The sequence below is a fragment of the Streptococcus thermophilus genome (assembly GCF_010120595.1).
Lineage (GTDB): Bacteria > Bacillota > Bacilli > Lactobacillales > Streptococcaceae > Streptococcus > Streptococcus thermophilus.
In genome coordinates this window covers 1,445,052-1,471,133 of the sequence record NZ_CP038020.1, presented here as the reverse complement: position 1 = coordinate 1,471,133, position 26,082 = coordinate 1,445,052, and the positions used below count along the sequence as shown (strand labels likewise).

Below are 26,082 nucleotides of genomic sequence, written 5' to 3'. Positions count from 1 at the left end.
GATTGTTAGCAGAACTAAAATTATGTAAATAAAAACAAACTCTCCTTCATGGAAAGCTTGTTTTTATATTAATAATCTTTAAGAGCTGATTCAACCGCAGCTTTTTCTTTTTCAATTAAGTCTACGCGTGCAGCAATTGTTTTAATTCCCATCAAAATATTACGTTCCAAAGCTTTGTCACTTGTTTGTGGCTCGAAAAATGCAATATATTGGTCAAGACGTTCTTGATTTTTAAAGATTCCTGCTGGGATATTAACAAAACTATCAAAGCTCATATCGCCACCAAGAGCTGCTTTAATCCATTCCCAGTTTTCTTTAGCCCAGTCCCAAACGGTCTCTTGAGCAAAAGATTTGCTGAGGAAGTTCATATACCAGAGATACAAATCTTGCGGTTTAACAACGTTTTTATCTTTTAGCTGACCTAGTACGTAGTCAAGACCTTCTTGATTTTTAAGATATGAAAGTGCTTGGGTCAATTGACGACGGAAGTTACTGTCGTTTGTTGCCACGTATGCATTAATATACTCTTCAACAAGAGAAAGACTGTTTTCTTGTTTCATTTGGTTGATGAGGACAAGGCCACGGATACTTGCTGGAATGCTTTCTATGTTTTCTTTATGGGCTTGGAAAACATTTGCGGCTGCAAGAACTGTTGGTTGATAGTCTGCTTCAATCAAGTAGCTAAGAGCTGTTTGACGGACCATTTCATCTTCATCAGACTCCCCTTCTTTGGCATCGAAACCAAGGCGTTCAAAGTCATTTTGGAATTGACGACGTACCAAGGCTTTATAATGCACTTCGGCTTCTGTATCTTCATCGATAAAGCGTTTCAAACCAGCAAGGATTTGAGATTTAGCTTGAGAAATCAAGAAGCTTTCTTCTTTTTCGACAAGATCAAGAAGACCAACTAGGCTTGCATACGAGATACGTCCACTTTCCGCTAGAAGACGACGTTCTTGTAAGATTTGAAGTTTACTTACAGTATCAAGGTTTGCAAAATCTTCTAAGATATTGTCCAAGAGTTGTCCTTGATAGTCTGTGATGTAATGTGCTGTATTAGCTGTATTAAGACGGAGAACTCCATTATTTTCAGTAGCAAGCTGGCTATAATTTGGAATCTCAATACGCTCTTCTGAAAGTGTATCTGGAAGCCCATTCCAGTTTGTATTCAATGGAATCTCCCAAAGGCGCCCTTTGTCTTCATGTTCACCAATGAAGAATTGTTTTTGACTAAGGATAAGCGTATCATCAACAACTTCTGCACTAACCACTGGGTATCCTGGTTGCTCTAACCATGTGTCCATGAAGCTAGAGACATCCTTACCTGATGCATCTGAAAGAGCATTCCAAAGGTCACGTCCAACAGTATTGTTATATTGGTGTTTTTCAAAGTAAGCTTTAAGCCCTTTGGCAAAGGATTCATCACCTAACCAACGGCGGAGCATATGCATAAGACGGCTACCCTTGGCATAAACAATAGCACTATCAAAGAGGGTGTTAATCTCGTCTGGATGATTGACTTCCATGTGGACAGACTGTACGCCGTCTGTTGCGTCACGTTGAAGAGCATTAGGTACACCAGTTGTTTGGAAATCTTCAAAGATGTTCCAGCTTGGTTCAATAGCATTCACTGAAACATACTCCATCATGTTGGCGAAACTTTCGTTAAGCCATAAATCATCCCACCATTTCATGGTAACAAGGTTACCGAACCATTGGTGAGCTAATTCGTGAGCAACAACAAGGGCAACTTGTTGACGGCTTGCAGCTGAGCTATTTTCATCTACAAGGAGGTAAACTTCACGATAGGTAACAAGACCCCAGTTTTCCATGGCACCCGCTGAAAAGTCAGGAAGAGCAAGGTGGTATGATAATGGAATAGGATACTTGACTTGGAAGTAGTCTTCATAGAATTCGATGACACGAACGGCAATATCAAGAGCGAAGTCGACGCTATTTTCTGCTTGTGCAACTGTAGCGAAGACACCAACTTCAGTGCCATTTTTTGTTTTAGCTGTTTTACCATGAAGAGCACCGAAACCAAAGGCGAGAAGGTATGTAGACATGCGAGGTGTTGTCTCGAATGTCCAAACTCCAGTTTCTTCACGCAAATGGCTATTGATTTCTGGCATGTTTGACAAGGCAGTATCGCCCTCTTCAGCGTCAAATTTCAATGAAAGATCAAAAGTTGCTTTTGCTTCTGGTTCATCAACAGAAGGAAAAGCTTCACGGGCGAAATGAGATTCAAACTGTGTTGAAATAATTTCCTTCTTTTCACCATTGTAAGTGTAATATGATGGATAAATACCAGTCATATTATCTGTGATGCGGCCAGAAAATTCTATGAAAATTGTTAGAACCCCAGTTTCTGGAAGTTCAATATGAAAAGCCTCATTGGCATCATCCATTTGGAAGTTCAAGGATTCATTATCCAAGAGAACTGAATTAATGGTAAGGTCTTTTTGGTGAAGAGAGATGTGATTATCAATGGCTTCACCTGTAATGGCAACATTCCCTGTAAAGGTCTTTTCAGAACGATTAATGTCCAAGAAAAGATTGTAATTTTCAGGGATGAAACTTTCGATAAAACGAGCAACAGATGCTGTCATATATAAATACTCCTAATCTAACTTTTCGTATCGAAACAGACCGATATTTGTTTCGATATCAGGTACTTTAACAAAAGAAATGAGCCTGAATTATTCAATACAGGCTCATTATAACATAGATTTTAATCTTTGCCTATAATTCAATGATTTTTCCAGACTTGAGGTAGACAACCCATTCACAAAGATTACGGGCATAATCACCAATACGTTCTAGGTACACGAGTACTTGGATATACTCTTTGGCAGCAAATGCTGCATCTGGATTTTCGCGGACACCTTCTACTGTCATAGCTTGGATATCACGGAAATAATTATCAATAATCTCGTCTGAAGCTGCGATTTCATAAGCACGTTCTTCGTCACCATTCAAGTAAACTTCGAGAGCTTCTTCGACCATGTGGCGGACGGCTTTTCCCATTTTCTTGATTTCAGTTTCAATATCTGTCATTCTGCTTTCACCCTTAATACGGATGGTTGCTTTAGCGATGGCCACCGCATGGTCACCCATACGTTCGACGTCACTAGATGCTTTTAATGCAGTGATTACAGTACGTAAATCACTTGATACAGGTTGCTGGAGCGCAATAAGTTCAAGTGATTTTTTCTCAAGTTTGGTTTCGTAGTTATTGACGATTTCGTCGTTTTCGATAACTTCCTTGGCTAATTCAAGGTCATGACTAATAAAGGCACGCAGAGATTTTTTGAGCTGTGCAGCAACTTCAGTACCCATGGCATAAAATTGGTTGTGAAGCTTTTCTAATTCTTCTTCAAAGGGTGTTCGTAACATCATAATTGTTAATGACTCCGTCCTTTCTTAACCTAACTTACCGGTAATGTAATCTTCGGTTTCTTTGTGTTGTGGATTAAGGAACATGTCTTTAGTTGATGAATACTCAATAAGTTCTCCATCGAGGAAAAAGGCTGTTCGTTGAGATATACGGCTTGCCTGTTGCATAGAACGTGTGACAAGTAACAATGTATATTGATCTTTAAGCTTATAGAGTGTTTCTTCAATCTTACCAGCGGAAATAGGGTCTAGGGCAGATGTTGGTTCGTCAAGAAGAATCACCTTTGGTGAGGTGGCAAGTACCCGTGCAACACAAACTCGTTGTTGTTGCCCACCTGAAAGACCAAGTGCTGAGTCATGAAGTCGGTCCTTAACCTCCTCCCAGATTGAAGCTCCTTTTAGAGATTCTTCTACTGCTTTGTCAAGAACTGCCTTATCTTTGATACCATTGATACGAAGGCCATAGACTACGTTCTCATATATAGACATAGGGAAGGGATTGGGTTGTTGGAAGACCATACCAATTTCCTTACGGAGTTCAACAGTATCTGTTCGAGGACTGTAGACATTGTGGCCATTGTAGGAAACTGCACCAGTAACTGTGCATTCAGGGTTTAAGTCCCCCATTCTGTTGATAGAACGAAGCAAGGTTGATTTTCCTGATCCAGATGGCCCGATAAGGGCTGTGATTTCATTTGGATAGAAATCCATAGTCACATTATTAATGGCTTTTTTCTTATTGAAATACACCGATAAATCATTGATTGAAATGATTGGTTCAGTCATAAGTACTCCTTTCTATCCAAAGCGTCCTGATACATAGTCACTGGTTGACTGTAGAGCAGCATCTTGGAAGATTTTCTTGGTTTCATCATATTCGATAAGATCACCAAGGTAGAAAAATGCTGTATAATCACTGGCACGCGCCGCTTGTTGCATATTGTGTGTGACGATAATAATGGAATAATTTTCTTTCAGCTCAAACATGGTTTCTTCTAGCTGCATAGTAGCTACAGGATCTAATGAAGCTGCTGGCTCATCCATAAGAAGAATCTGTGGTTTAACGGCGATAGCCCTTGCGATACAAAGACGTTGTTGCTGACCACCAGAGAGTGTAAAAGCTGACTTATGAAGGTCATCTTTTACTTGTTCCCAAAGTCCCGCTTGCTTAAGTGATGTTTCAACAATCTCATCCAAAGTTTGCTTATCTTTCACACCATTACATTCATGGGCAAAGGTGATGTTTTTATAGATAGACTTGGCAAATGGGTTTGGACGTTGAAAGACCATCCCAATGTGTTTGCGCATTTCATAAACATTGATATTACTTGCATTGACATCAACTCCTTCATAAAGGATTTGTCCAGTAACCTTGGCAACATCAATAGTATCATTCATGCGGTTTAGGCTACGAAGAAAGGTTGATTTCCCACATCCTGAGGGACCGATGAGTGCAGTGATTTTATTTTTTTCGAATTGCATATCAATACCATTGATGGCTTCTTTTTGACCATAGTAGACATGCAAATCCTTGGTTTCAAGAGCGAGCTTCTTCTCTGGGAAGGTGATAATATGACGCTCGTCCCAATTGTATTTTGTCATGAAATCTCCTTTAAGCGGATGTTAATTTCTTATGGAGGTAAGCTCCTAAACGACGTGCACCAAAGTTGAAAATCAAGATGAAAATCATAAGCACTGCTGCTGAACCAGCAGACACTGCAGTGGCGTCAGGTGTCGTACCTTCTGAGTTGACCTTCCAGATGTGAACAGCAAGTGTCTCAGCTTGACGGAAAATTGATATTGGACTAGATATGCTAAGCGGATTCCAGTTGCTCCAGTTAAGCGCTGGTGCAGATTGTCCTGCTGTGTAAATAAGTGCTGCTGCTTCCCCAAAAATACGTCCAGAGGAAAGTACTATTCCAGTCACAATACCAGGCAAAGCTTCAGGAATGACAACGTGACATATAGTTTCCCATCTAGACAAGCCTAAGGCAAGTCCAGCTTCGCGTTGAGTGTGGTGAACTGTGCGTAAACTATCTTCAATGGTACGAGTCATTTGAGGCAAGTTAAAGACAGTCAATGCCAAGGCACCTGAAAGGATTGAAAATCCGTACTGGAATTGTACAACAAAAATTAAATAACCAAAGAGTCCGACCACCACTGAAGGCAGTGATGAAAGGATTTCAATACAGGTACGGACAAAGTTGCTGAGCCGGCCTTTTTTGGCATATTCTGATAGGAAGATACCAGCTCCCATTGAAAGAGGAACAGAAATAATTAAAGTAATAACCAACAGAAATAATGAATTGTATAGTTGAACTCCAATTCCTCCGCCAGCTTTGTGAGATGATGACATACTAGTCAAGAATGACCAACTGATGTGTGGAATCCCGCGAACCAAGATATAGAGAATCAAGGCTGCTAGGATTGTTACAATAATGCCAGCAATCACATAGAGCGTGCTGATAGCAATTTTATCGACTTTTTTAGCGTTCATAATTTCTCTTTCTCTCACGAGTGATAAATTTCACCAACATATTGAAACCAAGACTCATCAATAAGAGCACCAAGGCAAGTGACCAAAGGACATTATTTGAAACAGTTCCCATGACTGTATTTCCGATTCCCATAGTCAATACAGAGGTCAACGTTGCTGCTGGTGTCGTTAAAGACGTAGGAATAACTGCGGAATTTCCAACAACCATCTGAACGGCAAGAGCCTCACCAAAGGCACGGGCCATACCAAAGATAACGGCAGTGAAAATACCCGGTTTAGCCGCATTAAGTGTCACACGCCAAATTGTTTGCCAGCGAGTAGCTCCCATGGCAAGACTAGCTTCACGATAATGACGTGGCACTGCACGAAGTGCATCTGTTGTCATAAAGGTTACGGTTGGTAGAATCATGACGAATAAGACAAAGGTACCTGAAAGGATACCAAACCCTGTTCCACCAAAAATGAAGCGAACAAATGGAACCACGACTTGCAGACCAATGAATCCGTAAACAACAGATGGAATTCCTACTAAGAGTTCAATAGCGGGTTGTAGGAATTTAGCTCCCTTAGGAGAAATCTCAGTCATAAAGATAGCTGCACCAATGGCAAATGGCGTTGCAATCAAGGCTGAAAGTAAGGTAACCAAAAATGACCCTATAATCATTGGCAGAGCCCCGAATTTGCCTTCAGACGGTGACCAATCGCCACTAAAGAGAAACTCGACTAAGCTGACTTTATTAACAAAGAAAGTCGCCAAGCCTTTTTGAGCAACGAAAAGTAAAATCAATGCTACGATGAAAACAATCAAGGCCAAGCAAAGGAAAGTGATTGTTTTACCAAATTTCTCAAGGCGTGAATTTTTAGAGGGTGAAGTTAGTTGTTTCATCAATTTTTCATTTTTCATGATTACTCCTCACTCTTCTTTGTAACCTTGCCGTCAGCATCCTTAGTAACTTTCATAGTATGAATTGGAATGTATCCCATTTTTTTAACGATATTTTCTTGAACCTCGTCACTAAACATGTAGTCTAAAAATTGTTTGGTGTAGCTATTAGGTTTCCCTTTAGTATACATATGCTCGTAGGACCAAATAGGCCAATCGTTAGTTGCAACATTTTTCGCATTAGGTTCAAATCCATTTAGTTTCAATGTTTTAACTGAATCATCAAGGTAAGCAAATGATAGGTATGAAATAGCACCTGGTGTCTGAGCGACAATTGACTTAACCATTCCGTTAGAATCTTGCTCCTGGGTACGGATTGGTGATTTGCCATCCATAATCACAGCATCGAAAGTTGCGCGTGTTCCTGAGCTAGCTGCGCGGTTAATGATTGTAATTTCCAAATCCTGTCCACCAAGCTGTTTCCAGTTTGTGATTTTTCCAGTGAAGATTTTACGAAGTTGTTCTGTTGTCAAATTATCAACGGATACTTTCTGATTAGTGATAACTGCAATACCTGCAACTGCAACTTGAAAGTCTACGAGCTTACTGGCATCGATTCCAGATTTTTCCTCAGCGAAAAGGTCACTATTCCCAATTTCAACAGCACCTGATTGCACTTGGGAAAGTCCAGTACCAGAACCGCCCCCTTGGACGTTAACCACAATTTCAGGATTCTTTTCAGCGAAACCATATGATGCTGCTTCTACTAAGGGTTGAAGAGCCGTAGAACCAACTGCTTTAATGGACTGACCACGGTCAATCCAAGAGGCACAACCAGTTAAGACTAGCATGGCCATTGCCAGTGATAAAATCACTGCAAGGCCTTTTGTTTTTTTCATTTCTATCCTCCGATATGTTGTCACAAAATTTAACCAATGCCTTCAATATATACTGTTAAAAGACATTAAATTAATTATACCAAGTCTAGGTTAATTATGTCATGTTAAAGTTTGATTACAGGCTTCAAATATGGAATCTTAAACCCTTAGGATAGTAGTTTTTTAAAGTATTTCCAATAACCTTAGCAAAGCCAAATCCATTACCATCTACCAAAAGTTGATACCAACCGTTTTCTAACGTTTGGTCAAGTGTAACCACATTACCAGAGGCATACTGTGCAAATTGTTCTTGAGTTAACTCTATACTTGAGACTACTTCATCCGATGTTAAAGCAATTCCAAGTGCAAAACTTGGCTCAAAACGTTTTTTCTTGAAGATGCCAAGATGCAAGCCATTGCGTGCGATTTTAACTTTGGAAAGATCTGGTAGTCCCCTAGGAAGTAGATAGAGGTTGTCGCCAAAGACTTGTAGTAAACCGTCTAGAGGTAGCTTAAGGTGTTTTTTAACAAAATCATCCCAGAGCTGTTTTTGCTCCTTATTGAGGTTTGTTTTCCCCTCTTTGATGCATGACTGCTCAGGCATGCGCTTATCCTGGAATTTTGCCACAAACTGACCTTCCCCCTTGAAATGGTGTGGATACATTCGAGCCGTTTCTGGAAAATCAATCCCATCGCTCATCCCGTTCAATTTAGGGATTGCCACCAATTCAAGGTCAGGGTAATTCTCTAAAATCCAAGCAACAACACCTTCATTTTCCTCAGGAGACCAGGTACATGTTGAGTAAACTAATTGTCCTCCTGGGGCTAACATCTTCAAACCATCTGCTAGGATGTCCTTCTGCAATTGTGCCAGTTCACTAGGATAGTCCTTGTGCCAATACTGGATTGCATCAGGGTCCTTGCGAAACATTCCTTCTCCAGAACATGGTCCATCAAAGACAATCATATCAAAATAATTTTTAAAAACTTTGGCTAGTTTATCAGCTGACGTATTAGTCACAACAACATTTTTAGCACCAAATCGCTCAATATTCTCAACTAGAACCTTGCTACGTTTGAAATTGATTTCGTTGCTGACGAGTAAACCTGTATTATCCAGATAGCTTAGGAGATGCGTGGATTTTCCGCCTGGTGCTGCGGCTAAGTCTAGAACACGGCTTCCTTTTGATGGAGCTGCCACTTGAGCAACCATTTGAGCAGCTGGTTCTTGAGAATAAACTAAACCAGTCGCGTGGTCAGAAGATTTTCCTGAAATTTTACCGTAATGGCCCCAAGGTGTTCCAGGAATAGGATCAGGATAGTCCTTCTGCTGCTTTTTAAGAGGGTTAATGCGGTAGGCAGACACGGCTTCTTGATCAAAAGATGTAAAGAATTCCTCCGCTTCAGCACCAAGTAAGTCTTTATATTTTTCTATAAAATCTGATGGAAATTTCATAGTTTCCTTTCTATCAAAAAACTGGACCACCCAAGAGAACTTGCTATTCTGATTTGTCCAGAATAGTATATATTTTTAAAGTTAATTTTCTGAGTTAAGAATATCTCTGATTTCTTCAAGTCTATCTTTGGGAACAAGCATCACAGCTTGGCGACTAGAATAATCAAGTAGCTCTCCAGTAATGGTTTCAAGTTGGTAGTCCAATTTTTTTCCCATAATACTTGCTGCAGCATAATCCCATGGGTAAATAACTGAAAAGTAAGCTAAAATTTGACCAGAAAGGACCTTGGACATACTTAGACCAGCACCACCATACACTCGAACACCCAAAGTTTTGTCAATGAATCCTTTTATGCCATGGTAATTTTTAGCGTACATAGCAGCGTTACTACCTACTAGACAACGATCCAGAGGACGTCTCTTATATGGTGAAAGCAATTTATCGTTGCAGTATACGTCAAACTGACCCCCACCATAGAAAAGCTGATCAGCCATAACGTTGTATATTAGGCCAAATTTTCCCTGTCCCTTTTCGTAATAGGCAATCATGACACAGAAATTATCCTGTTGGACGATAAAATTGACTGTCCCATCAATAGGATCCAAGACCCAGACGTTTCCATCTTTGATATTATGAACCATGTTATTTTCTTCAGCCAAAATATTGTCTGTTGGGAAAGCTGATTTAATGCGTGCTACCAGTAAATCTTGCGTTTGTTTATCAATATTAGTTACTAAATCATCAAAAGCAGACTTTTCCTCTACCGTGATTGTTTTACTCAAACTTTTTTTAATAAACGCCCCAGCTTCCTTGATGATTTCTTTAGCAAAAACAAGTTTATTTTCCAAGTGTTACAAATCCTTTTTCTTTTGCTTTAGCAGCTCTGACAGCTTGGTAGGTTGAAAAACCGCTTGCTTCTTGGAAGGCCTTGTCTAGTTGCTTTTCAGGTGCTTTTCCTGGAACAACTGTTTTAAACGCCTTATAAGCCTCCAAGAGCTGATCACGGTCAACCTTACTCTCATATGCTTTTTCTACCTGACTCAAAAAATGAAGCACTGTGGTAATTTCCTCAGTGCTCCATGATGGATCGAGTGGGTAGGAATAATTTCCTTTAGTCATTATTACCCTTAATTTCAGCACTAATAGTCGCTTGACGCAATTCTTGCTTTCTATAGTCACGAGACAAAAAGGCACGAATCTCATCTTCGTTAAAACCAATTTGCATATGTTTGTTATCCATAATGATTGGTCGACGAAGAAGATTTGGATATTCAGAAATCAATTGAATGAGCTCCTCAATTGTCAAATTATCCACATCAATATTCAACTTCTGAAAGACTTTAGAACGAGTTGAAATGATATCATCAGTACCATTTTCCGTATGAGACAAAATATTCATCAATTCATCGTGAGTTAATGGGCTCGTGATGATATTGCGTTCGTCAAAAGCAACTTCATGATTGATCAACCATGCTCGTGCCTTTCTACAGCTGGTGAAGCTAGGTGATAAAAATAAAATTACCATGCAAACACCCCTTTCACATTAACTTTCCAAAAATATTATACATTATTTTCTTAGTTTTGGCTACGCTTTCTTAAAGTTTTTCCGCAATTTTTTTATCCGCTTTCAGTTGGTCACATAGCTCGTCTATATTATTGAACTTTATCATATCACGGATATAATCTAACCAGAAGACTTCGATTGTTTTTCCATATATATCACCTTCAAAATCAAAGATATTGGCTTCAAGACGTAACTCTGTACCACCAAAAGTGACGTTTTTTCCTAGACTAGTCATGGAACGATAGCGCTTACCATCAATTACGACATCTGCGACATAGACACCATCTGCTGGTAGAATAGTCCTATCGATAGGTGCTAGATTTGCTGTTGGAAAACCAATAGTCCGACCACGCGCATCACCATGTACCACGATCCCTCGCGTAGAGAATTCATGTCCTAAGAGATTATTGGCCTCTTTCACATTGCCTTCTCGGATTAATTGACGAACACGCGTTGATGAAATCTTTTCGCCACCACTTTGCTGTTCCTCAATGACATGAACAGTACCAGAAAAATTACGGTCTAAATAGTCCGTATCAGTGCGATGGTGTCCGAATTTATAGTCGAACCCAACTACAATCTCTTGAGCTTTTAGACGGTTAATATAACGTGTAATGAAGTCGTCAGAACTTGTTCGAGCAAAATCACTATTAAAATCTGTTAAGTAAAGTTGATCTGTGCCATAGGCTTTAAAAAGATCACAACGTCTCTGAGGTGCTGTGATATGCAGAAGGAGATCATCTGTATAGCGTTGGAAAGTCAGTTGAGGGCTCTCGTTAAAGGTAAGGACAGCTACTTCAAGCTGTTTTTCATCAGCAATCTGGCGTGCCTTATCAAAAAGGACCTTGTGACCACGATGAAGAGCATCGAAATACCCTAAGACCAAGACGGTTTCCTTATCCTGATGGATATCTTTATAATCGGTTATCGGCGTTACTTTCATTGACTTAATACTTTTCTAGGTTTATAGACTTGACCTCGCTTTTCCATAATAGCTAGAACTTTATCGCCCAAAAAGGCAGCAACCAAAGGCTCTTGACTATTAATTGAAATAAAGCGACCAAATGAGATTTCTTTGGCATCATCTTCAGTGACTTGTACGGCTGGCAGGTCCTGAACGCCAAATTCGATAGGGAGTAGGAAGGACTGGTCTCCTGCTTCTACCATTTCAGAAATTTGTGACAGGCTTAGGGATGAATCTAATGTTAAACCTGCAGAAGCTGTTCGACGCAGAGCAGACATATGGCTGGCAAAGCCTAGTTTTACACCCAAATCAACAGATAAGGTGCGGACATAAGTTCCTTTACTACAAGCAACACGGAAGGTGAATCTTGCGGTACCGTTTTCTAGCTCAATAGGTGAGGTTCGGACAAACTCGGTAATTTTTACCTGACGTTGGGGACGTTCAACTTCTTCTCCAGCTCGGGCGTACTCATAAAGTTTCTTTCCGTTGATCTTAACCGCTGAATACATAGGAGGAATTTGTGTGATTTCTCCCTCAAAACTAGCCATCGCCTGATCGACAGTTGCTCCATCTAGCTCTGTTATTGGAGTTGTTTGGACGACTTCTCCACTAGCATCTTCGGTAGTTGTCGAAAATCCAATGGTGATTTCGCCTTCATAGACTTTACCCGCTTCAGTCATGTATTCAATAACACGAGTAGCTTTTCCAACCGCTATAGGTAGAACACCAGTAACATCTGGATCAAGAGTTCCGCCGTGCCCAATTTTTTTCTCATGTAATATTTTGCGTAGTTTAAAAACAGCATCATGACTGGTCATTCCAGCCTCTTTTTTTAGATTAATAATTCCTGAAATCATACTTTTAATTATATCAAAAGCAATCCTAAAGAGCTAGGTAGAAACATAAAGAGGCAGAGAACAACATCTCTAACCTCCTAACTTTTATAATGAGAAGATATCACAGGACTACTTGTTCATTTTAATCGATATCTCTATTTAGATCACTTTCCAATTCAAAGAAAGGTTGAATATCTTGCACATACTCTAAGACACCTTGAAAATGCCCCTGGTCATCCCTGACAGCAGCATAAGTTACATAGACGAATTTTCCTAAACGTTCAGACTTGAACCACATTGGAACTTGGTCACGTTCCCCACTTCTGAGTAAGTTAAAGATTTTCTTGACCTTATCAAGTACTTTGGGTGGATGACAAAGTTCAACATTTCGTCCAATTTGGCTAGGTGTTCGTTTAAAGACCATCTCATCTGCCGGGACATTATTCATTGTAGTATTGGAAAACATCATCTTTATTAACAAAAGTGATTTCCAAAGGGAGATGATTAAGAATGAGATTAGCCTGTTCAACAGAAAGGTAACCATTACCAAATGGCTGAGTGGTTTCTCTGTTTGCGACAGATTCATTTTTTGGTTTTGGCGTGAAGGTGATAGTGAATTGACCCTCAGGAGTGTCGATGATTCGAGTATTTTCGGTATTTTCCTCAGTCCTTGTCCTAGACTGTTTTTGAGGAGTCTTCGTATTGTCCTCTTCAAAACTCTCACGCTTAGGTTTCCAGACAGCTGAGGGTTTTATAATTGCATAGCCGTAGGCATCGCTTTCCTCGGCAATTGAAAGCCAATCATCCTGTGTGAAGGTTTCAAGCAGAATCATAAGTAAGATAGCCTCTTCTTTGAAGATCATAGCTTCAAATTCTTCCGAAAATGTTTCGAATGCTTTTGAGAATTCTTCAATATCAACATCAGAGTTCGAAAGTTCTTGGAGTTTAGACTCTGCATCTCGAAAGAGTTTTCGGATATCGCCATCTACTCCCCGCATAACCTTTGGAGGTGAATCGTGACCATAACGCTCCATAATGGGAAAAGAAAAACTTTTCTTTACGCGTATAATGATTATGGAATTGCCCAAGTAAAGTCATCTGATGCTTAAGACCGTTTAATAAATCAGATTTAAAGGGCTCATTTTCAGGCTTACTGATGTTTTCTATGATACGACGGATACGAAGTATAGCTGAACGTAGAGCTAGATTTTCTTGCTTGAAAACATAGACAGGATGACCTTCTTGATCAGCATCTGCTACTTCGACATCTGCAATTGCTCCCTTGAATAAGTTGGCATGGACATTACAGAGACTCATTACATCTTCAAAGGTAACCCCATCTTCAGATGCCATCAATTCATGCTCCATCATAGATATTTCAAGTGCAGATACTCCCTTGAAGTGTTGATTGAAACGCTCTTGAACACTTTCGGGACTAGCTCTATGATGTAAATCAAGGAGAATTTCTTTAAGTATTTGAATACGATTGTTTTCCATATTAGTCTCCGATGACATCATAACCATTGAACAGTAAGGTTCGCTTAATTTTAGATAAGGGAATATTTGATAACTTAGAGCCAGCTTTTAAACTTGTTACCTTACCGACAGTATTTAGCATAGCTGGGTTGGACAAGGGCTTGAAACCAAGATTAATCAGTAATTCCTTGACCTCTGGATGCTCTTTTATGATTGTTGCAACAGGTTGTGATAAATCTATAGTGTTGGTAGTCATAATGACCTCCTAATAACATATTTACTACTTCCATTATACACGAGAAGAATGAAAAAAAGACCAACAAATCTTAGTTTGTTGGCTTTGTTAATTCCCAAATAGGGCTTCTGTAACGTTTTGCTGGATATTTTCCCACTCCTGCTCTGCACGAACCATCTTACGGTGGTAATCGGCACGCCCACGTAAGTAAGCAGCAATTTGATAATCTTGCTTAACAATCGGTATCTCAGGAATTTTAATATCCAAGAGGTCAGCTGTCGACAAATTTAGGACAGCCTTACCCTTATCAGCATAGTCTAAATAGGCACGCCCAATCTCAGTTTCAAGAAAGAATTTGATGTAGAAACCACGAAGTTTCTCTTTGGGACGAAGCACTGTTATGTTTGATGAAGCGACTACTTCACGCTTGCCTTGATCTTCGAAAACAGCAACTTTCTGAACCGTTCCCTTAGAAGCAATAAGGACATCACCATCTTCTAAAAGAAAGCGTAATAATTTTCGGCGTTCTTCAGAAAACGTCTTTAGGTTATCGTAGGCAATGCCGTTGCTTGTCATATCCGATAGGTTAATAACTGCAAACTCTCCTGGTTCTGCCTTAGCAGGAACGGCTTTTCCTTTAAATTGATCGACAACATCTCCTAAACGAACGAGTTTATCTGTATTAGCTTCGTAATCGATAATAAGTTGAGGTCTTTCTTTTTCAGACATTGGATTTCCTTTTTATATTCTAGTATCCGTAATGAGTATTGCTATACAATAATAGCAAGAAGCTAATACTTTTGCAAGTGAAAACTGTAATAAAGGCAAAAAAAGAGACCTAAGTCTCTTAATTATAAACTTTTAACAGCTGTCACTGCTGCTTCATAGTTTGGATCTGAATTGATATTGTCCAAATACTCAACATAGGTAATCTTGTTGTCAGCATCTGCAACTAAAACTGCACGAGCTAACAAGTGCCATTCTTCGATAAGGACACCATATTCTTTTCCGAAACTATTGTCATAGTAGTCAGAAAGCATGATAGCATTTTCAAGACCTTCAGCACCACACCAACGAGCTTGTGCAAATGGTAGGTCCACTGAAATAGTAATTACCACTATATCATCTAGTTCTGACAATTCCTTGTTAAAGGTACGTGTTTGAGTTGAACAGATACCTGTATCAATGGATGGAAGGATAGAGATAACTTTTTTCTTACCGTCGAATTCTGAAAGTGTTTTTTGACTCAAATCTGTGGCTGTCAAGTTAAAGTCACGCAAGATATCTCCAACTTGAAGTTGCTTGTCTTCAGCTACTGTAACTGGTTTTCCAATAAATGTTGGCATGTTAGTCCTCCAATACTTTTTTAACTATTGTACTGTAAATATAGGGATAAGCCTAAGCATTTGTTTAGAATTTTTCAAACAGTAGTCTAATTTTTTCAGCAATAACTGCATTAATTGCAGGAATAACCTCATCCACAAAGTTATTTAGGTAGGGATAATCACCAATTTGCACTCCATATATAGCATTTTTGAGAAGAGAAATATCATTTTGATCATTTCCAAAAGCTACAAAGTCTTTACCAAAGTGGTTTAAAACAGTACTAGCCTTGGTCACACCTTTAGGATTAATGTAAAGACACCTTTCGACATCATGATAACTAAGGTCTAAACATTCCAGTTTGTTTAGATTAAAGATAAGGTCTTCACGTATATCTTCATGCTCTACAAGTGGAATAACAACTTTGATGGGCTCATTAAGTTCATGAACAGGCAAAATCCTTGCTTTGTTTAATGGATCAACATTTGAAAGAAAAGGGATTTGCTCAGAATTTTGAATAGCATAATTAAAGGTATCATCAATAAAATAAGGGGGATTATAAATATCACAGTAGCTAACAATCGTTCTTAGAGCAGAAGAAGGTATTGTGTATTGTGATACTAAGCGTTCATTTTGAAAGACTTCACCACCGTTTAAGCCAACTACTGTCAGCTTTCTCAATTCTCCTTCTAAAATACTAAGACAGTCTCTGTAAGAGCGTGCTGTTGCAAAAATAATTTCATGCCCGCATTTTGGTGCAGTTAAAAGAACCTTTTGTAGGTCTTTTGACATGGTCATACCATCAAAACATAGGGTTCCATCCAAATCAAAAACAAATTTCATAGGGATAGTATAACAAAAAACCAACTAAAGAGCTGGCTAAATCATTTTGTATTGAAATACTTAGATTTTATCAAGAGCTAGTTTTAAATCTTCAATCAAATCATCTGCGTTTTCCAAACCAACTGAGATACGAATTTGATTTGGAGTGACACCACAAGCTAGTAAATCAGCTTCTGCCAATTGTTGGTGAGTTGTTGTTGCAGGATGCACCACCAAAGATTTTGCATCAGCAACGTTAGCTAAATCTGAGAAGATTTCAAGATTATCTATAACGGTACGTGCTTCGTCTTGTCCACCTTTAACGTGGAAAGTGAAAATAGAACCTGGTCCTTTAGAGAAGTATTTTTGTGCCAAATCATAGTAAGGACTTGATGGTAATCCAGGATAGTTAACTTTTTCAACTTTTGGATGATCTTCCAAAAAGTCTACGATTTTTTTAGTATTTTCGACGTGGCGTTCGACACGAAGTGAAAGTGTTTCAAGTCCTTGCAAGAGCAAGAAAGCATTGAAAGGTGCCAAGGCAGCCCCTGTGTCACGCAAAAGTTGTGTACGAAGGGCAGTTACAAATGCTGCTGGACCAACATCACGCGTATAGCTGATATTGTGGTAAGATGGGTCCTCGTCAACCAACTGTGGGAATTTGCCTGAAGCTTCCCAGTCAAATTTACCAGAATCGACGATAAGACCTCCAATAGTTGTTCCATGTCCACCGATAAACTTAGTTGCAGAATGAACCACGATATCTACACCATGGGAGATAACATTGATGAGATATGGAGTTCCAAAAGTATTGTCAGCAACCAACGGAATCTTATGACTGTGAGCAATCTCAGCAATTTTTTCAAAATCAGGAATATTAATAAGCGGATTTCCCAAAGACTCAATCAAGACAAGCTTGGTATTATCTTTGATAGCAGCTTCAATTTCTTCAGGATTGTCAACATCTACAAAAGTTGTTGTGATACCATAGCGTGGAAGAGTTTCTTTTAAGAGATTGAATGTCCCACCATAGAGGGTTGTTGCGGCAACAACATGATCGCCAGCATGTGCCAAACCAAGGATAGCATAGGTGATTGCAGCCATACCTGATGCCGTAGCCAGGGCCCCAACACCACCTTCGAGGGCTGCAATACGTTCTTCAAGTACTGCTACTGTTGGATTAGTAATACGTGTGTAGATATTACCAGGCTTTCTAAGGGCAAAGAGATCTTCACCTTCTTGAGCGTCGTCAAAAACATATGAAGTGGTTTGGTAAATTGGAACAGCACGTGATTTTGTTTCCTTGTCAGGTGTTTGTCCAGCGTGTAATTGTAAGGTTTCAAATGAAAATTCTCGTGACATATGAGTGTCCTCCAAAACAAAAGTTGCCTTCATTCTACACCTAGAAAAGCTAGCTGTCTAATAGAAATTTTTTATCAATGTGATAGGGAGGGCTTATAAAAAGGACCTTTCGGTCCCTTTCTATTTCTTCACAATAGGTGCTACGCTTGCCAAGACTTTTTTAAGTCCAACTTCTGGAAATTTTATCTTAAGTTCCTGTGTCTTGCCACTTCCAGTTACTTCTAGGACGGTACCATCTCCCCATTTCTTGTGGTGAGCGATATCTCCGATTTCCCAATCTGTAGCTGAGTTTCCAGAGTCTGAAGCCTTACTAAAAGGTAGTCCCCCAGTAGCTTTTGAAAATGGCTGAGCGCCACCAGTATGTTTTTGCGGCTGTGCATTTGCTTTTCTGGTCTGAAGCGCTTGTTGTAAACTCATGCCCTGACCAAATTGTATCGGCTCTTCCTTTGTAAAACGAACACCAAATGATGAATTGGCTGGACGTGCTAGACCTTGATATTGTAATAAATCATCTGAAATTTCACGTAAGAAACGGCTAGGACGATTATAGCTAGTCTTACCAAAAAGCGTACGCGTATTAGCGTTGGTAAGGAAAAGAATCTCTTCCGCACGAGTGATACCTACGTAAGCCAAACGACGCTCTTCTTCGAGTTCATCTGGCTCTTCTGAAGCACGTGACAAAGGGAAGACTCCTTCTTCCATACCAATTAGGAAGACAACTGAGAATTCAAGCCCTTTGGCGGCGTGGAGGGTCATTAAGGTTACTTCTGCTGCCTCAGCCTCACCATCGTCCGTGTCAGCAATCAAAGCCAAATCATTCAAGAAACGGCCTAAACGGTCAATGCCTGTCTCATCTTCAGTTCCATCTGTATTAGTCTCGTCGAAATTCTTTGTTACAGACATGAACTCTTCGATATTTTCAATGCGTGATTGGCTTTCAAGCGTTTGTTGCATGGACAGAGCATCCAGATAACCAGACTTGTCTAAAATAGCTTCTACAGTATCGGTAATGCTTAGCCCATCCAACTGATCACGTAGGTTCAGAATCATGTTAGCGAAATCGTAAACACTTTGAGCTGCTTTCCCTTTAATAGGAGACAACATGATATTAGCTGAAGCATCTAGGAGACTCATGTTTTGCTCATAGGCAAAGTTCCGAAGCTTTTCAAGTGTGCCAGGCCCAACTCCACGTTTAGGTTCATTGACGACACGTTCAAAACTAATGTTATCCGAAGTGTTGGCAATCAAGTTCAAATAAGAAATAACATCACGAATCTCTTTACGGCTGTAGAATTTTGTCCCACCAACCATTGTATATGGAATATTAGACTTGAGCAAGGCTTCCTCAATGGTACGAGACTGAGCATTGGTACGGTAAAGAACAGCGAAGTCTTTGAAATTCTTGACTTTTTCACGGACGATATTATCGATTGTTGAAGCTACGAATACAGCTTCATCATGCTCGTCGTTAGCACGGTAATAAACAATCTGTTCACCTTCATCATTTTGAGTCCAAAGTTTCTTAGGACGGCGGTTGCGGTTGTTCTTGATGACTTCGTTAGCCGCTTGAAGAATTTTCTTGGTTGAACGGTAGTTTTCTTCCAGAAGGACAACCTTAGCTTCAGGATAATCCTTCTCAAAATCAAGAATGTTCTGCATATCAGCTCCACGCCATCCATAGATTGATTGGTCAGCATCACCCACGACACAGATATTCTTAAAGCGTGAAGCTAGGAGTTTCACCAATTGGTATTGAGCATGGTTGGTATCTTGATACTCATCTACGTGAATGTACTGATAACGTTGCTGATAATAAGCGAGGACATCGGGATTTTTGTCAAAGAGACGAAGAGTCATCATAATCAAATCGTCGAAATCCATGGCCTCACTACGACGAAGTTCTTCTTGATAGGCCTTGTAACATTTGGCTACGATTTGCGTATACATGTCACCAGCTTGATGCTCATAAGCTATCTCATCTAAGAGGTCGTTTTTGGCGTTAGAAATGGTCCCTAAAATGGCACGTTCATTCCACTTTTTAGGATCTAAATTCAGATTCTTGAGAATACGTTTCATCAAAGTACGTTGTTCTCCTGGATCTACAATAGTAAAGTTTCTGTTGTAGCCAATATGATCCGCTTCACGACGAAGGATTCGTACACACATGCTATGGAAGGTCGCAATAAAGGTTTCTGAAGTTGCGGGATTTAAAGCCACTGCACGTTCACGCATTTCACGGGCAGCCTTATTGGTAAAGGTAATGGCCAAAATATTCCAAGGATTGATCATTTTTTCGTCGATAAGGTAGGCAATGCGATGGGTAAGGACACGAGTCTTACCTGATCCAGCACCAGCCATAATCAAAAGAGGGCCTTCAGTCGTTTGGACTGCTTCGGCCTGTTGATCATTCATACCAGTTAATAATGGGTTCATCATATTCTCCATTCTCAAAAATAAGCTCTACTATTTTATCATTTTTTAGATGAAAATGCAGAGTCTATTCGTAATAGAAAAAAATAATTGAGTGAAAAACTGTTTGTTTTTGCTAGGGTCTCAGCTTAATAAAAAGGGTGACATTACGTGCTTTTTGAGAGATTGAAAACTATAGATAACGATAAATTGAAAGCTCAATATTCGGATTTTTTTACGTATATAATAAAATTATATGTTGACAGCGTTCGGTTTTTTCGATATGATGGAACCGCAATAAAATAATAACCGAGTGATGTCATCAGGATGACTGGTGATTGACGGACTTCTGGAGAGATCTTGAAACGGCTTATGCTGTAGACAAGACACCGAAGGGGCAAGGGATAAGACCCGAAACTCTCAGGTAAAAGGACAGAAAGCATTGAATGTTTTTAACTTTCAGTAATAGCTTTGTACTTTCAGAGGTCTGGTTAAGCCAAACCTCTTTTTGATGTCTCGGTCTAAGGAGATTTTAAACGCATGTTAGACTTTTTCACTTCCATTGATGACTTTGTATGGGGACCTCCCCTTCTTGTCCTTCTTGTAGGAACTGGTATCTACCTTACAATCCGTCTTGGACTTTTGCAAATCATTCGTCTGCCTAAAGCCTTTAAACTTATCTTTGCTGAAGATAAAGGAGAGGGTGATATTTCTAGTTTTGCAGCCCTTGCCACAGCACTTGCTGCAACTGTTGGTACTGGTAACATTGTTGGTGTTGCGACAGCCATTAAGACTGGTGGGCCTGGTGCTCTTTTCTGGATGTGGATTGCTGCTTTCTTTGGTATGGCAACCAAATATGCTGAAGGTCTCTTAGCCATTAAATTCCGTACGCTTGATGACCAAGGAAATGTCTCTGGTGGACCAATGTATTACATCACACACGGTTTTAGTGGAAAATGGCAAATAATCGCTAAGCCTTTAGCCTACTTCTTCGCTTTTGCTGGCGTTCTTGTCGCATGGTTGGGTATTGGTACCTTCTCGCAAGTTAACTCAATCACATCATCTCTTCAAAACAGCTTTGGTTGGTCACCAAAAATTGTTAGTGTTATCTTAGCTCTTATTACTGCTGCTATCATTTTCGGTGGTATTCAATCTATTTCAAAAGTATCCGAAAAAGTTGTGCCATTTATGGCTGGTCTTTACATCATTGCCGCACTTATTGTCATTTTTGCTAATTTCAATCAGCTGCTCCCTGTGCTTGAGATGGTTTTCCAATCAGCATTTACTGGTAAAGCTGCTGTCGGAGGTTTTGCTGGAGCAACTGTCATGGCTGCTATGCGACTTGGTATTGCGCGTGGGGTATTTTCTAATGAATCAGGTCTTGGTTCTGCCCCTATTGCTGCTGCTGCTGCCAAGACTGAAGAGCCTGTTGAACAAGGTTTGATTTCTATGACAGGTACCTTCATCGATACTATTATCATTTGTACGCTTACTGGACTTGCTATTCTCGTAACTGGACAATGGTCTGGTAGCTTAGAAGGTGCACCAATGACACAAGCGGCCTTCTCTTCTATTTTTGGAACTTTTGGAGAACTTGCTCTAACACTTTCTTTAGTCTTGTTTGCCTTTACGACTGTTCTCGGTTGGTCATATTATGGGGAACGTTGTTTCGAATTTATTTTCAAATCTACCAAATTCCTCTCATTTTATCGTCTTATCTTTGTAGTTATGGTCGCTCTTGGTGGCTACCTAACACTTGAGGTTGTTTGGAAAATTGCGGATATCGTAAATGGCTTGATGGCATTGCCTAACTTGATTGCCCTCCTAGTCCTTTCACCAATTATTCTCAAAGAGTCTAAATCATATTTTGAACGTCATAAATAAGGAAAAGAGCTCAGGCTCTTTTTTCTTGCCTTTAAAGGTAACCAATCCTTGCTACTACTGCTCATTTGAGTTACAATGAAATTAAATCATTTTAAAACTTGTAAAGAAAAAAATCCAAAGGAAAAACTATGTCAATTACCAAAGAATTCGATACTATCACTGCTATCTCAACTCCCTTAGGTGAAGGTGCTATCGGTATCGTCCGCTTGTCTGGTACCGATGCTATTGCTATTGCTAATAAGGTTTTCAAAGGTAAAAATCTTGAAACCGTTGATTCTCATACTATCAACTACGGCCATATTGTCGAAAATAATGAAATTATTGATGAAGTCATGGTCAGTGTTATGCGTGCACCAAAAACCTTTACACGTGAGGATGTCGTAGAAATCAATACACATGGTGGTGTCGCAGTTACCAATGAAATCCTTCAACTCCTGATCCGTTCTGGTGCTCGTATGGCCGAACCAGGGGAATTTACCAAACGTGCCTTCTTAAATGGACGGATAGATTTGACCCAGGCTGAAGCTGTCATGGATTTGATTCGTGCCAAAACTGATAAGGCTATGACTGTTGCCGTCTCTCAGTTAGATGGTTCGCTTAAAAATCTCATTAACAACACACGCCAAGAAATCCTTAATACTTTGGCACAAGTCGAAGTCAATATTGATTACCCAGAGTATGATGATGTTGAAGAAGTTACCACAAATCTAGTCCGTGAGAAAACTCAAGAGTTCCAGACTCTCTTGGAAAATCTTCTTGCAACTGCTAAACGAGGAAAAATCCTACGAGAAGGTCTTTCGACGGCAATCATAGGCCGTCCTAATGTCGGAAAATCTAGTCTTCTCAACAATCTCCTACGTGAGGAGAAAGCCATCGTCACTGATATTGAAGGGACTACCCGTGATGTTATTGAAGAATACGTTAATATCAAGGGTGTTCCTCTTAAGTTAATCGATACCGCTGGTATTCGTGACACAGATGATGTTGTCGAAAAAATTGGTGTTGAGCGTTCTAAAAAAGCTCTTGAAGAGGCCGATTTGGTCCTTCTTGTGCTTAATAGCTCTGAATCACTTACCGACCAAGACCGTACACTGCTTGACATCAGCCAAAATAGCAACCGAATCATTCTCTTAAATAAGACGGACCTTCCACAAGCTATCCAGACTGAAGAGCTTCCTGAGGACCTTATCCCAATTTCAGTCCTCAAAAATGAAAACATTGACAAAATCGAAGATCGTATCAACCAACTCTTCTTTGATAATGCTGGTTTAGTAGAAAAAGATGCTACTTATCTTTCAAATGCACGCCATATCTCACTCATTGAAAAGGCGCTTGAAAGTCTCGAAGCCGTTAATCAAGGTCTTGAATTAGGTATGCCTGTTGACCTATTACAAGTTGATATGACTCGCACATGGGAAATTCTTGGCGAAATTACTGGTGACGCCGCACCGGATGAGCTTATTACTCAACTCTTTAGTCAGTTCTGTCTCGGTAAATAGACATAACTTAATTTATGTAAAAAGATAGATTGCTATCTTTTTATTTTAAATTAAGTTATTACAGAAATATAATTATGTTAAATATAATAAATTTATACCTTAAAATGATTTTGCCATGCTTTTCGAAAAAGAAAATGCTGTCATGGTACTATCCTATGATTTTGAAAGGTTAATGATGGGCCAACAAACTACTGATACTGATTTTAAACATTTTATAGATTTTGATGATAATCTTCTCCCTTTTAGACTAACTGAAACTAAGGTTGACAATGGACGACCTGACATTCTTTTTCATTGGCACCCAGAACTTGAAATCTAATACGTCTATGAAGGGACTGCTCGCTATCACATTGATTATGACTATTTTGATAGTCAGGCTGGAGATATCTTTCTAATTCGTCCTAATGGACTCCATTCTGTCCATCCTATTGATAATCTGTCGCACCATACTGACACTCTTCATTTTCATTTAGATATGTTAGGACAATCTCTAGTGGATCCTCTTAGTCTCCGTTATCTTCAACCATTACAAAATTCTAATTTTAAGTTCAAACAATGTTTAAAACCAACTGATGAGGGGTATTCTGAAATTAAGGGAACCCTATTTGCAATTTTTAAGATCATTAGACAAAAAGAGAGACACTACGGGATTTTACTTAAGTCCAAATCGGAGGAACTCTTCTACCTTTTCTACTACTATCGTTTGGTAGAGAGAAAGACTTCTGATGATCATTATCGTAAAAATGAAAAAATTCGGGAAATCATTGATTACATCAATAAGCATTATGTCGAGACGCTTACTATTGAACAATTGTCCGAGCTCATGGGGTATAGTAAGACGCATTTTATGACCATATTTAAACAACATACAGGTACCTCTTGCACTGAATTTATTATTATTTAGGCTAGACTGAATGCTGCTTGTGAGGAACTCCGTAATAGCGTAAAACCAGTTTTAGAAATTTCTACGAGCGTTGGTTTTAACAATCTTTCAAACTTTAACCGCCAATTTAAGCATTATTATGCTCAAACACCGAGCCAGTACAGGAAGACACATAGCAACAAGAAAACAAATAAGAGTTAACCATTGGTTAACTCTTATTATTTATGCAGAGAAGCTATTTAATTTTTCTCTTTACCTTTGTGTTTGCCACTAAGTCCAAACATCGTAAGCAACATGTCCAGTCCAAGAAGACCTGCATGTGAAGCTTTATCCCCTGTTGTTGGAAGTTCTTCGGTTTGGCTTGGAGTTTCAGTAACTTTTTCAGTTTCCTTAAGAGTTTCGTTTGAAGTTGAAACGAAGAAGACTTTACCGTTAGGTGTTGTTACTACTAGACCGCGTGTCATTTGCGATACCTGATAAGAGTGCATCGCCAATGACTCCGTTATAGTCACTCTCTACCATACGACCGTGAACGTCGTTAGTGTGAAGAACAGTTACAGTATCATTATTGTCACTTGCGCTAGCGTTTGTCACAACTGCTGGTGTTGCTGGGCTTGCAGCTGCAGTTGCTGTTTCATTGGCCGTAGCAACTGGTGCTACGCTAGTTTCAGCTGTTGAAGTTGGTTGAGCTAGCTAGAGGTGTTGCAGACTCGTTTGACGCAGTTGTTGCTGCAGTAGATGTCATATCGGTAGTTGCCTCTGTGGTTACTACTTCTGTACTTGGTGCTGTAACAGCTGCACTAGTTTCTACTTCGTCAGCCTTAACAGCATTAGCCAAGATGGCTGTTGATACAAGTAGGGTCGATAGGGTCGTTGCAACGATTGTTTTCTTTTTCATCACTAAAAAAACTTTCAAAAGAATATCGTTAATTTATATCATAATTATATGTATGTAAGCGGTTGAAATATTAAATAATTCTAAATATTGTGATAAACAGACCAAGATACTTTTCTCGGTCTGTTTTACTCTTAATATACCGTTAAACGTTTTTCGACTTGCCCTTGAAGAAGCTCTAAAATGAAACTAAGTACCCAGTAAATAAAGGCAATTAGAATATACATAGACATGTAGTCATACTCACGCCCACCAATAATTTTTGCGTTTTGGAAAATGTCAGGCACTGTAATCATAGCTGCCAATGAGGAACTCTTAACCATATCGATAATGACATTGCAAGTGGTGCTACTGCAATACGTAGGGCTTGAGGTAAAATGATGTGACGAATAATTGGCTTTTGAGGAAGTCCTAGAGATTGAGCAGCCTCCCACTTGTCCCTTATCTACAGCAGAAATGGATGAACGGAAAATCTCTGCCATATAGGCTGCACTTACGGTAGAAAAACCAATTATGGCACATAGAAGGGCGGGTATCTGAATGCCAACATAAGGCAAGCCAAAGTAAAGAATGAAGAGCACGACCAACATAGGAATCCCACGCATAAATGAAATGTAGATACGGGCTGGATACTTTAACCAAGGCTTTTGTGACATCCGCATAAAGGCAAGAAGAATAGCAAAAAAGTTTCCAATGATAAAGCTCAAAACTGAGATTCCTATGGTGTATGCAGACCTGTTAGGACATAGGGAATACTTTTTAAAATCAGTGAAAAATCAATAATCATAAGTCTATCTTCCTAAACATTTCTTTAGCAAA

24 protein-coding genes, 2 pseudogenes and 1 riboswitch are annotated in these 26,082 nt (G+C 39.5%); of the genes and pseudogenes, 3 read left to right on the top strand and 23 right to left on the bottom strand.

What is annotated here, in order from left to right:
• Positions 1 to 68 precede the first annotated feature (68 nt).
• The 20 genes and pseudogenes from E3C75_RS07775 to pcrA all read right to left on the bottom strand — a co-directional run bounded on the left by E3C75_RS07775 (position 69) and on the right by pcrA (position 20,126).
• Entirely contained in the window at positions 69 to 2,609 is a 2,541-nt protein-coding gene (locus tag E3C75_RS07775) for a M1 family metallopeptidase (protein ID WP_100273638.1), read from the bottom strand.
• Between the two features lie 133 nt (positions 2,610 to 2,742).
• Entirely contained in the window at positions 2,743 to 3,396 is a 654-nt protein-coding gene (gene phoU / locus E3C75_RS07770) for a phosphate signaling complex protein PhoU (protein ID WP_002950747.1), read from the bottom strand.
• 27 nt (positions 3,397 to 3,423) lie between these two features.
• Positions 3,424 to 4,182, bottom strand: a complete 759-nt coding sequence (gene pstB, locus E3C75_RS07765; protein ID WP_011681133.1) for a phosphate ABC transporter ATP-binding protein PstB — start codon at positions 4,180 to 4,182, stop codon at positions 3,424 to 3,426.
• 12 nt (positions 4,183 to 4,194) lie between these two features.
• Positions 4,195 to 4,998 carry a phosphate ABC transporter ATP-binding protein PstB gene (pstB, locus tag E3C75_RS07760; RefSeq protein ID WP_011681132.1) on the bottom strand — a complete coding sequence of 268 codons (804 nt, stop codon included), beginning with the start codon at positions 4,996 to 4,998 and terminating at the stop codon, positions 4,195 to 4,197.
• Between the two features lie 10 nt (positions 4,999 to 5,008).
• The gene (pstA, locus tag E3C75_RS07755; protein WP_084828813.1) at positions 5,009 to 5,893 is read right to left on the bottom strand and encodes a phosphate ABC transporter permease PstA; all 885 of its coding nucleotides are present in this window, start codon (positions 5,891 to 5,893) and stop codon (positions 5,009 to 5,011) included.
• Positions 5,883 to 6,797 carry a phosphate ABC transporter permease subunit PstC gene (pstC, locus tag E3C75_RS07750; protein ID WP_011225969.1) on the bottom strand — a complete coding sequence of 305 codons (915 nt, stop codon included), beginning with the start codon at positions 6,795 to 6,797 and terminating at the stop codon, positions 5,883 to 5,885. The genes pstA and pstC overlap by 11 nt, the downstream gene beginning before the upstream one ends.
• Before the next feature lie 2 nt (positions 6,798 to 6,799).
• Positions 6,800 to 7,675: a phosphate ABC transporter substrate-binding protein PstS family protein gene (locus E3C75_RS07745; protein WP_133264059.1), complete on the bottom strand. Its 876-nt coding sequence runs from the start codon at positions 7,673 to 7,675 to the stop codon at positions 6,800 to 6,802.
• A gap of 124 nt (positions 7,676 to 7,799) precedes the next feature.
• Positions 7,800 to 9,110, bottom strand: a complete 1,311-nt coding sequence (locus tag E3C75_RS07740) for an RsmF rRNA methyltransferase first C-terminal domain-containing protein (protein WP_014608296.1) — start codon at positions 9,108 to 9,110, stop codon at positions 7,800 to 7,802.
• 81 nt (positions 9,111 to 9,191) lie between these two features.
• Positions 9,192 to 9,959 carry an inositol monophosphatase family protein gene (locus tag E3C75_RS07735; RefSeq protein WP_071417433.1) on the bottom strand — a complete coding sequence of 256 codons (768 nt, stop codon included), beginning with the start codon at positions 9,957 to 9,959 and terminating at the stop codon, positions 9,192 to 9,194.
• The gene (locus E3C75_RS07730) at positions 9,949 to 10,230 is read right to left on the bottom strand and encodes a UPF0223 family protein (protein WP_071417432.1); all 282 of its coding nucleotides are present in this window, start codon (positions 10,228 to 10,230) and stop codon (positions 9,949 to 9,951) included. The genes E3C75_RS07735 and E3C75_RS07730 overlap by 11 nt, the downstream gene beginning before the upstream one ends.
• On the bottom strand, positions 10,223 to 10,636 hold the full coding sequence (locus E3C75_RS07725; protein ID WP_111679597.1) for a Spx/MgsR family RNA polymerase-binding regulatory protein: 414 nt from the start codon (positions 10,634 to 10,636) through the stop codon (positions 10,223 to 10,225). The genes E3C75_RS07730 and E3C75_RS07725 overlap by 8 nt, the downstream gene beginning before the upstream one ends.
• Positions 10,637 to 10,706: 70 nt before the next feature.
• Positions 10,707 to 11,618, bottom strand: a complete 912-nt coding sequence (locus E3C75_RS07720) for a bifunctional riboflavin kinase/FAD synthetase (RefSeq protein ID WP_100262481.1) — start codon at positions 11,616 to 11,618, stop codon at positions 10,707 to 10,709.
• The gene (gene truB / locus E3C75_RS07715) at positions 11,615 to 12,496 is read right to left on the bottom strand and encodes a tRNA pseudouridine(55) synthase TruB (RefSeq protein WP_004197018.1); all 882 of its coding nucleotides are present in this window, start codon (positions 12,494 to 12,496) and stop codon (positions 11,615 to 11,617) included. Before truB ends, E3C75_RS07720 begins: the two co-directional genes overlap by 4 nt.
• A gap of 121 nt (positions 12,497 to 12,617) precedes the next feature.
• Positions 12,618 to 13,972, bottom strand: a pseudogene (locus E3C75_RS07710) (DUF438 domain-containing protein).
• Position 13,973: 1 nt separating this feature from the next.
• Entirely contained in the window at positions 13,974 to 14,207 is a 234-nt protein-coding gene (locus E3C75_RS07705; protein WP_084828808.1) for a DUF1858 domain-containing protein, read from the bottom strand.
• 87 nt (positions 14,208 to 14,294) lie between these two features.
• Positions 14,295 to 14,915 carry a restriction endonuclease subunit S gene (locus E3C75_RS07700; RefSeq protein ID WP_011225961.1) on the bottom strand — a complete coding sequence of 207 codons (621 nt, stop codon included), beginning with the start codon at positions 14,913 to 14,915 and terminating at the stop codon, positions 14,295 to 14,297.
• Between the two features lie 122 nt (positions 14,916 to 15,037).
• Positions 15,038 to 15,532: a thiol peroxidase gene (gene tpx, locus E3C75_RS07695; protein ID WP_084828806.1), complete on the bottom strand. Its 495-nt coding sequence runs from the start codon at positions 15,530 to 15,532 to the stop codon at positions 15,038 to 15,040.
• Positions 15,533 to 15,596: 64 nt separating this feature from the next.
• Positions 15,597 to 16,352, bottom strand: a complete 756-nt coding sequence (locus tag E3C75_RS07690; RefSeq protein WP_084828805.1) for an HAD-IIB family hydrolase — start codon at positions 16,350 to 16,352, stop codon at positions 15,597 to 15,599.
• A gap of 60 nt (positions 16,353 to 16,412) precedes the next feature.
• Positions 16,413 to 17,693 carry an O-acetylhomoserine aminocarboxypropyltransferase/cysteine synthase family protein gene (locus tag E3C75_RS07685; RefSeq protein WP_100262485.1) on the bottom strand — a complete coding sequence of 427 codons (1,281 nt, stop codon included), beginning with the start codon at positions 17,691 to 17,693 and terminating at the stop codon, positions 16,413 to 16,415.
• A 120-nt stretch (positions 17,694 to 17,813) separates the two neighbouring features.
• Entirely contained in the window at positions 17,814 to 20,126 is a 2,313-nt protein-coding gene (pcrA, locus tag E3C75_RS07680; protein ID WP_100262483.1) for a DNA helicase PcrA, read from the bottom strand.
• A 315-nt stretch (positions 20,127 to 20,441) separates the two neighbouring features.
• A riboswitch (glycine riboswitch) is annotated at positions 20,442 to 20,548 on the top strand.
• A 94-nt stretch (positions 20,549 to 20,642) separates the two neighbouring features.
• On the opposite strand from pcrA, the gene E3C75_RS07675 reads away from it, so the two are divergent.
• The 3 genes and pseudogenes from E3C75_RS07675 (at position 20,643) to E3C75_RS07665 (ending at position 24,569) form a co-directional block, all read left to right on the top strand.
• Complete coding sequence (locus E3C75_RS07675) at positions 20,643 to 21,986, top strand: alanine/glycine:cation symporter family protein (RefSeq protein WP_084830629.1); 1,344 nt, start codon at positions 20,643 to 20,645, stop codon at positions 21,984 to 21,986.
• Positions 21,987 to 22,114: 128 nt separating this feature from the next.
• Positions 22,115 to 23,485 carry a tRNA uridine-5-carboxymethylaminomethyl(34) synthesis GTPase MnmE gene (mnmE, locus tag E3C75_RS07670; RefSeq protein WP_084828802.1) on the top strand — a complete coding sequence of 457 codons (1,371 nt, stop codon included), beginning with the start codon at positions 22,115 to 22,117 and terminating at the stop codon, positions 23,483 to 23,485.
• A 175-nt stretch (positions 23,486 to 23,660) separates the two neighbouring features.
• A pseudogene (locus tag E3C75_RS07665) lies at positions 23,661 to 24,569 on the top strand (helix-turn-helix domain-containing protein).
• A 38-nt stretch (positions 24,570 to 24,607) separates the two neighbouring features.
• Here E3C75_RS07665 and E3C75_RS07660 read toward each other — a convergent pair.
• From E3C75_RS07660 to E3C75_RS07650, 3 genes are all read right to left on the bottom strand, one after another.
• Positions 24,608 to 24,880 (bottom strand): LPXTG cell wall anchor domain-containing protein, encoded by a 273-nt coding sequence (locus E3C75_RS07660; protein WP_227972279.1) that lies wholly within the window; start codon positions 24,878 to 24,880, stop codon positions 24,608 to 24,610.
• 155 nt (positions 24,881 to 25,035) lie between these two features.
• The gene (locus E3C75_RS11705; RefSeq protein WP_111679596.1) at positions 25,036 to 25,266 is read right to left on the bottom strand and encodes a hypothetical protein; all 231 of its coding nucleotides are present in this window, start codon (positions 25,264 to 25,266) and stop codon (positions 25,036 to 25,038) included.
• 131 nt (positions 25,267 to 25,397) lie between these two features.
• The gene (locus E3C75_RS07650) at positions 25,398 to 25,970 is read right to left on the bottom strand and encodes an amino acid ABC transporter permease (protein ID WP_231907511.1); all 573 of its coding nucleotides are present in this window, start codon (positions 25,968 to 25,970) and stop codon (positions 25,398 to 25,400) included.
• Between the last annotated feature and the right edge of the window lie 112 nt (positions 25,971 to 26,082).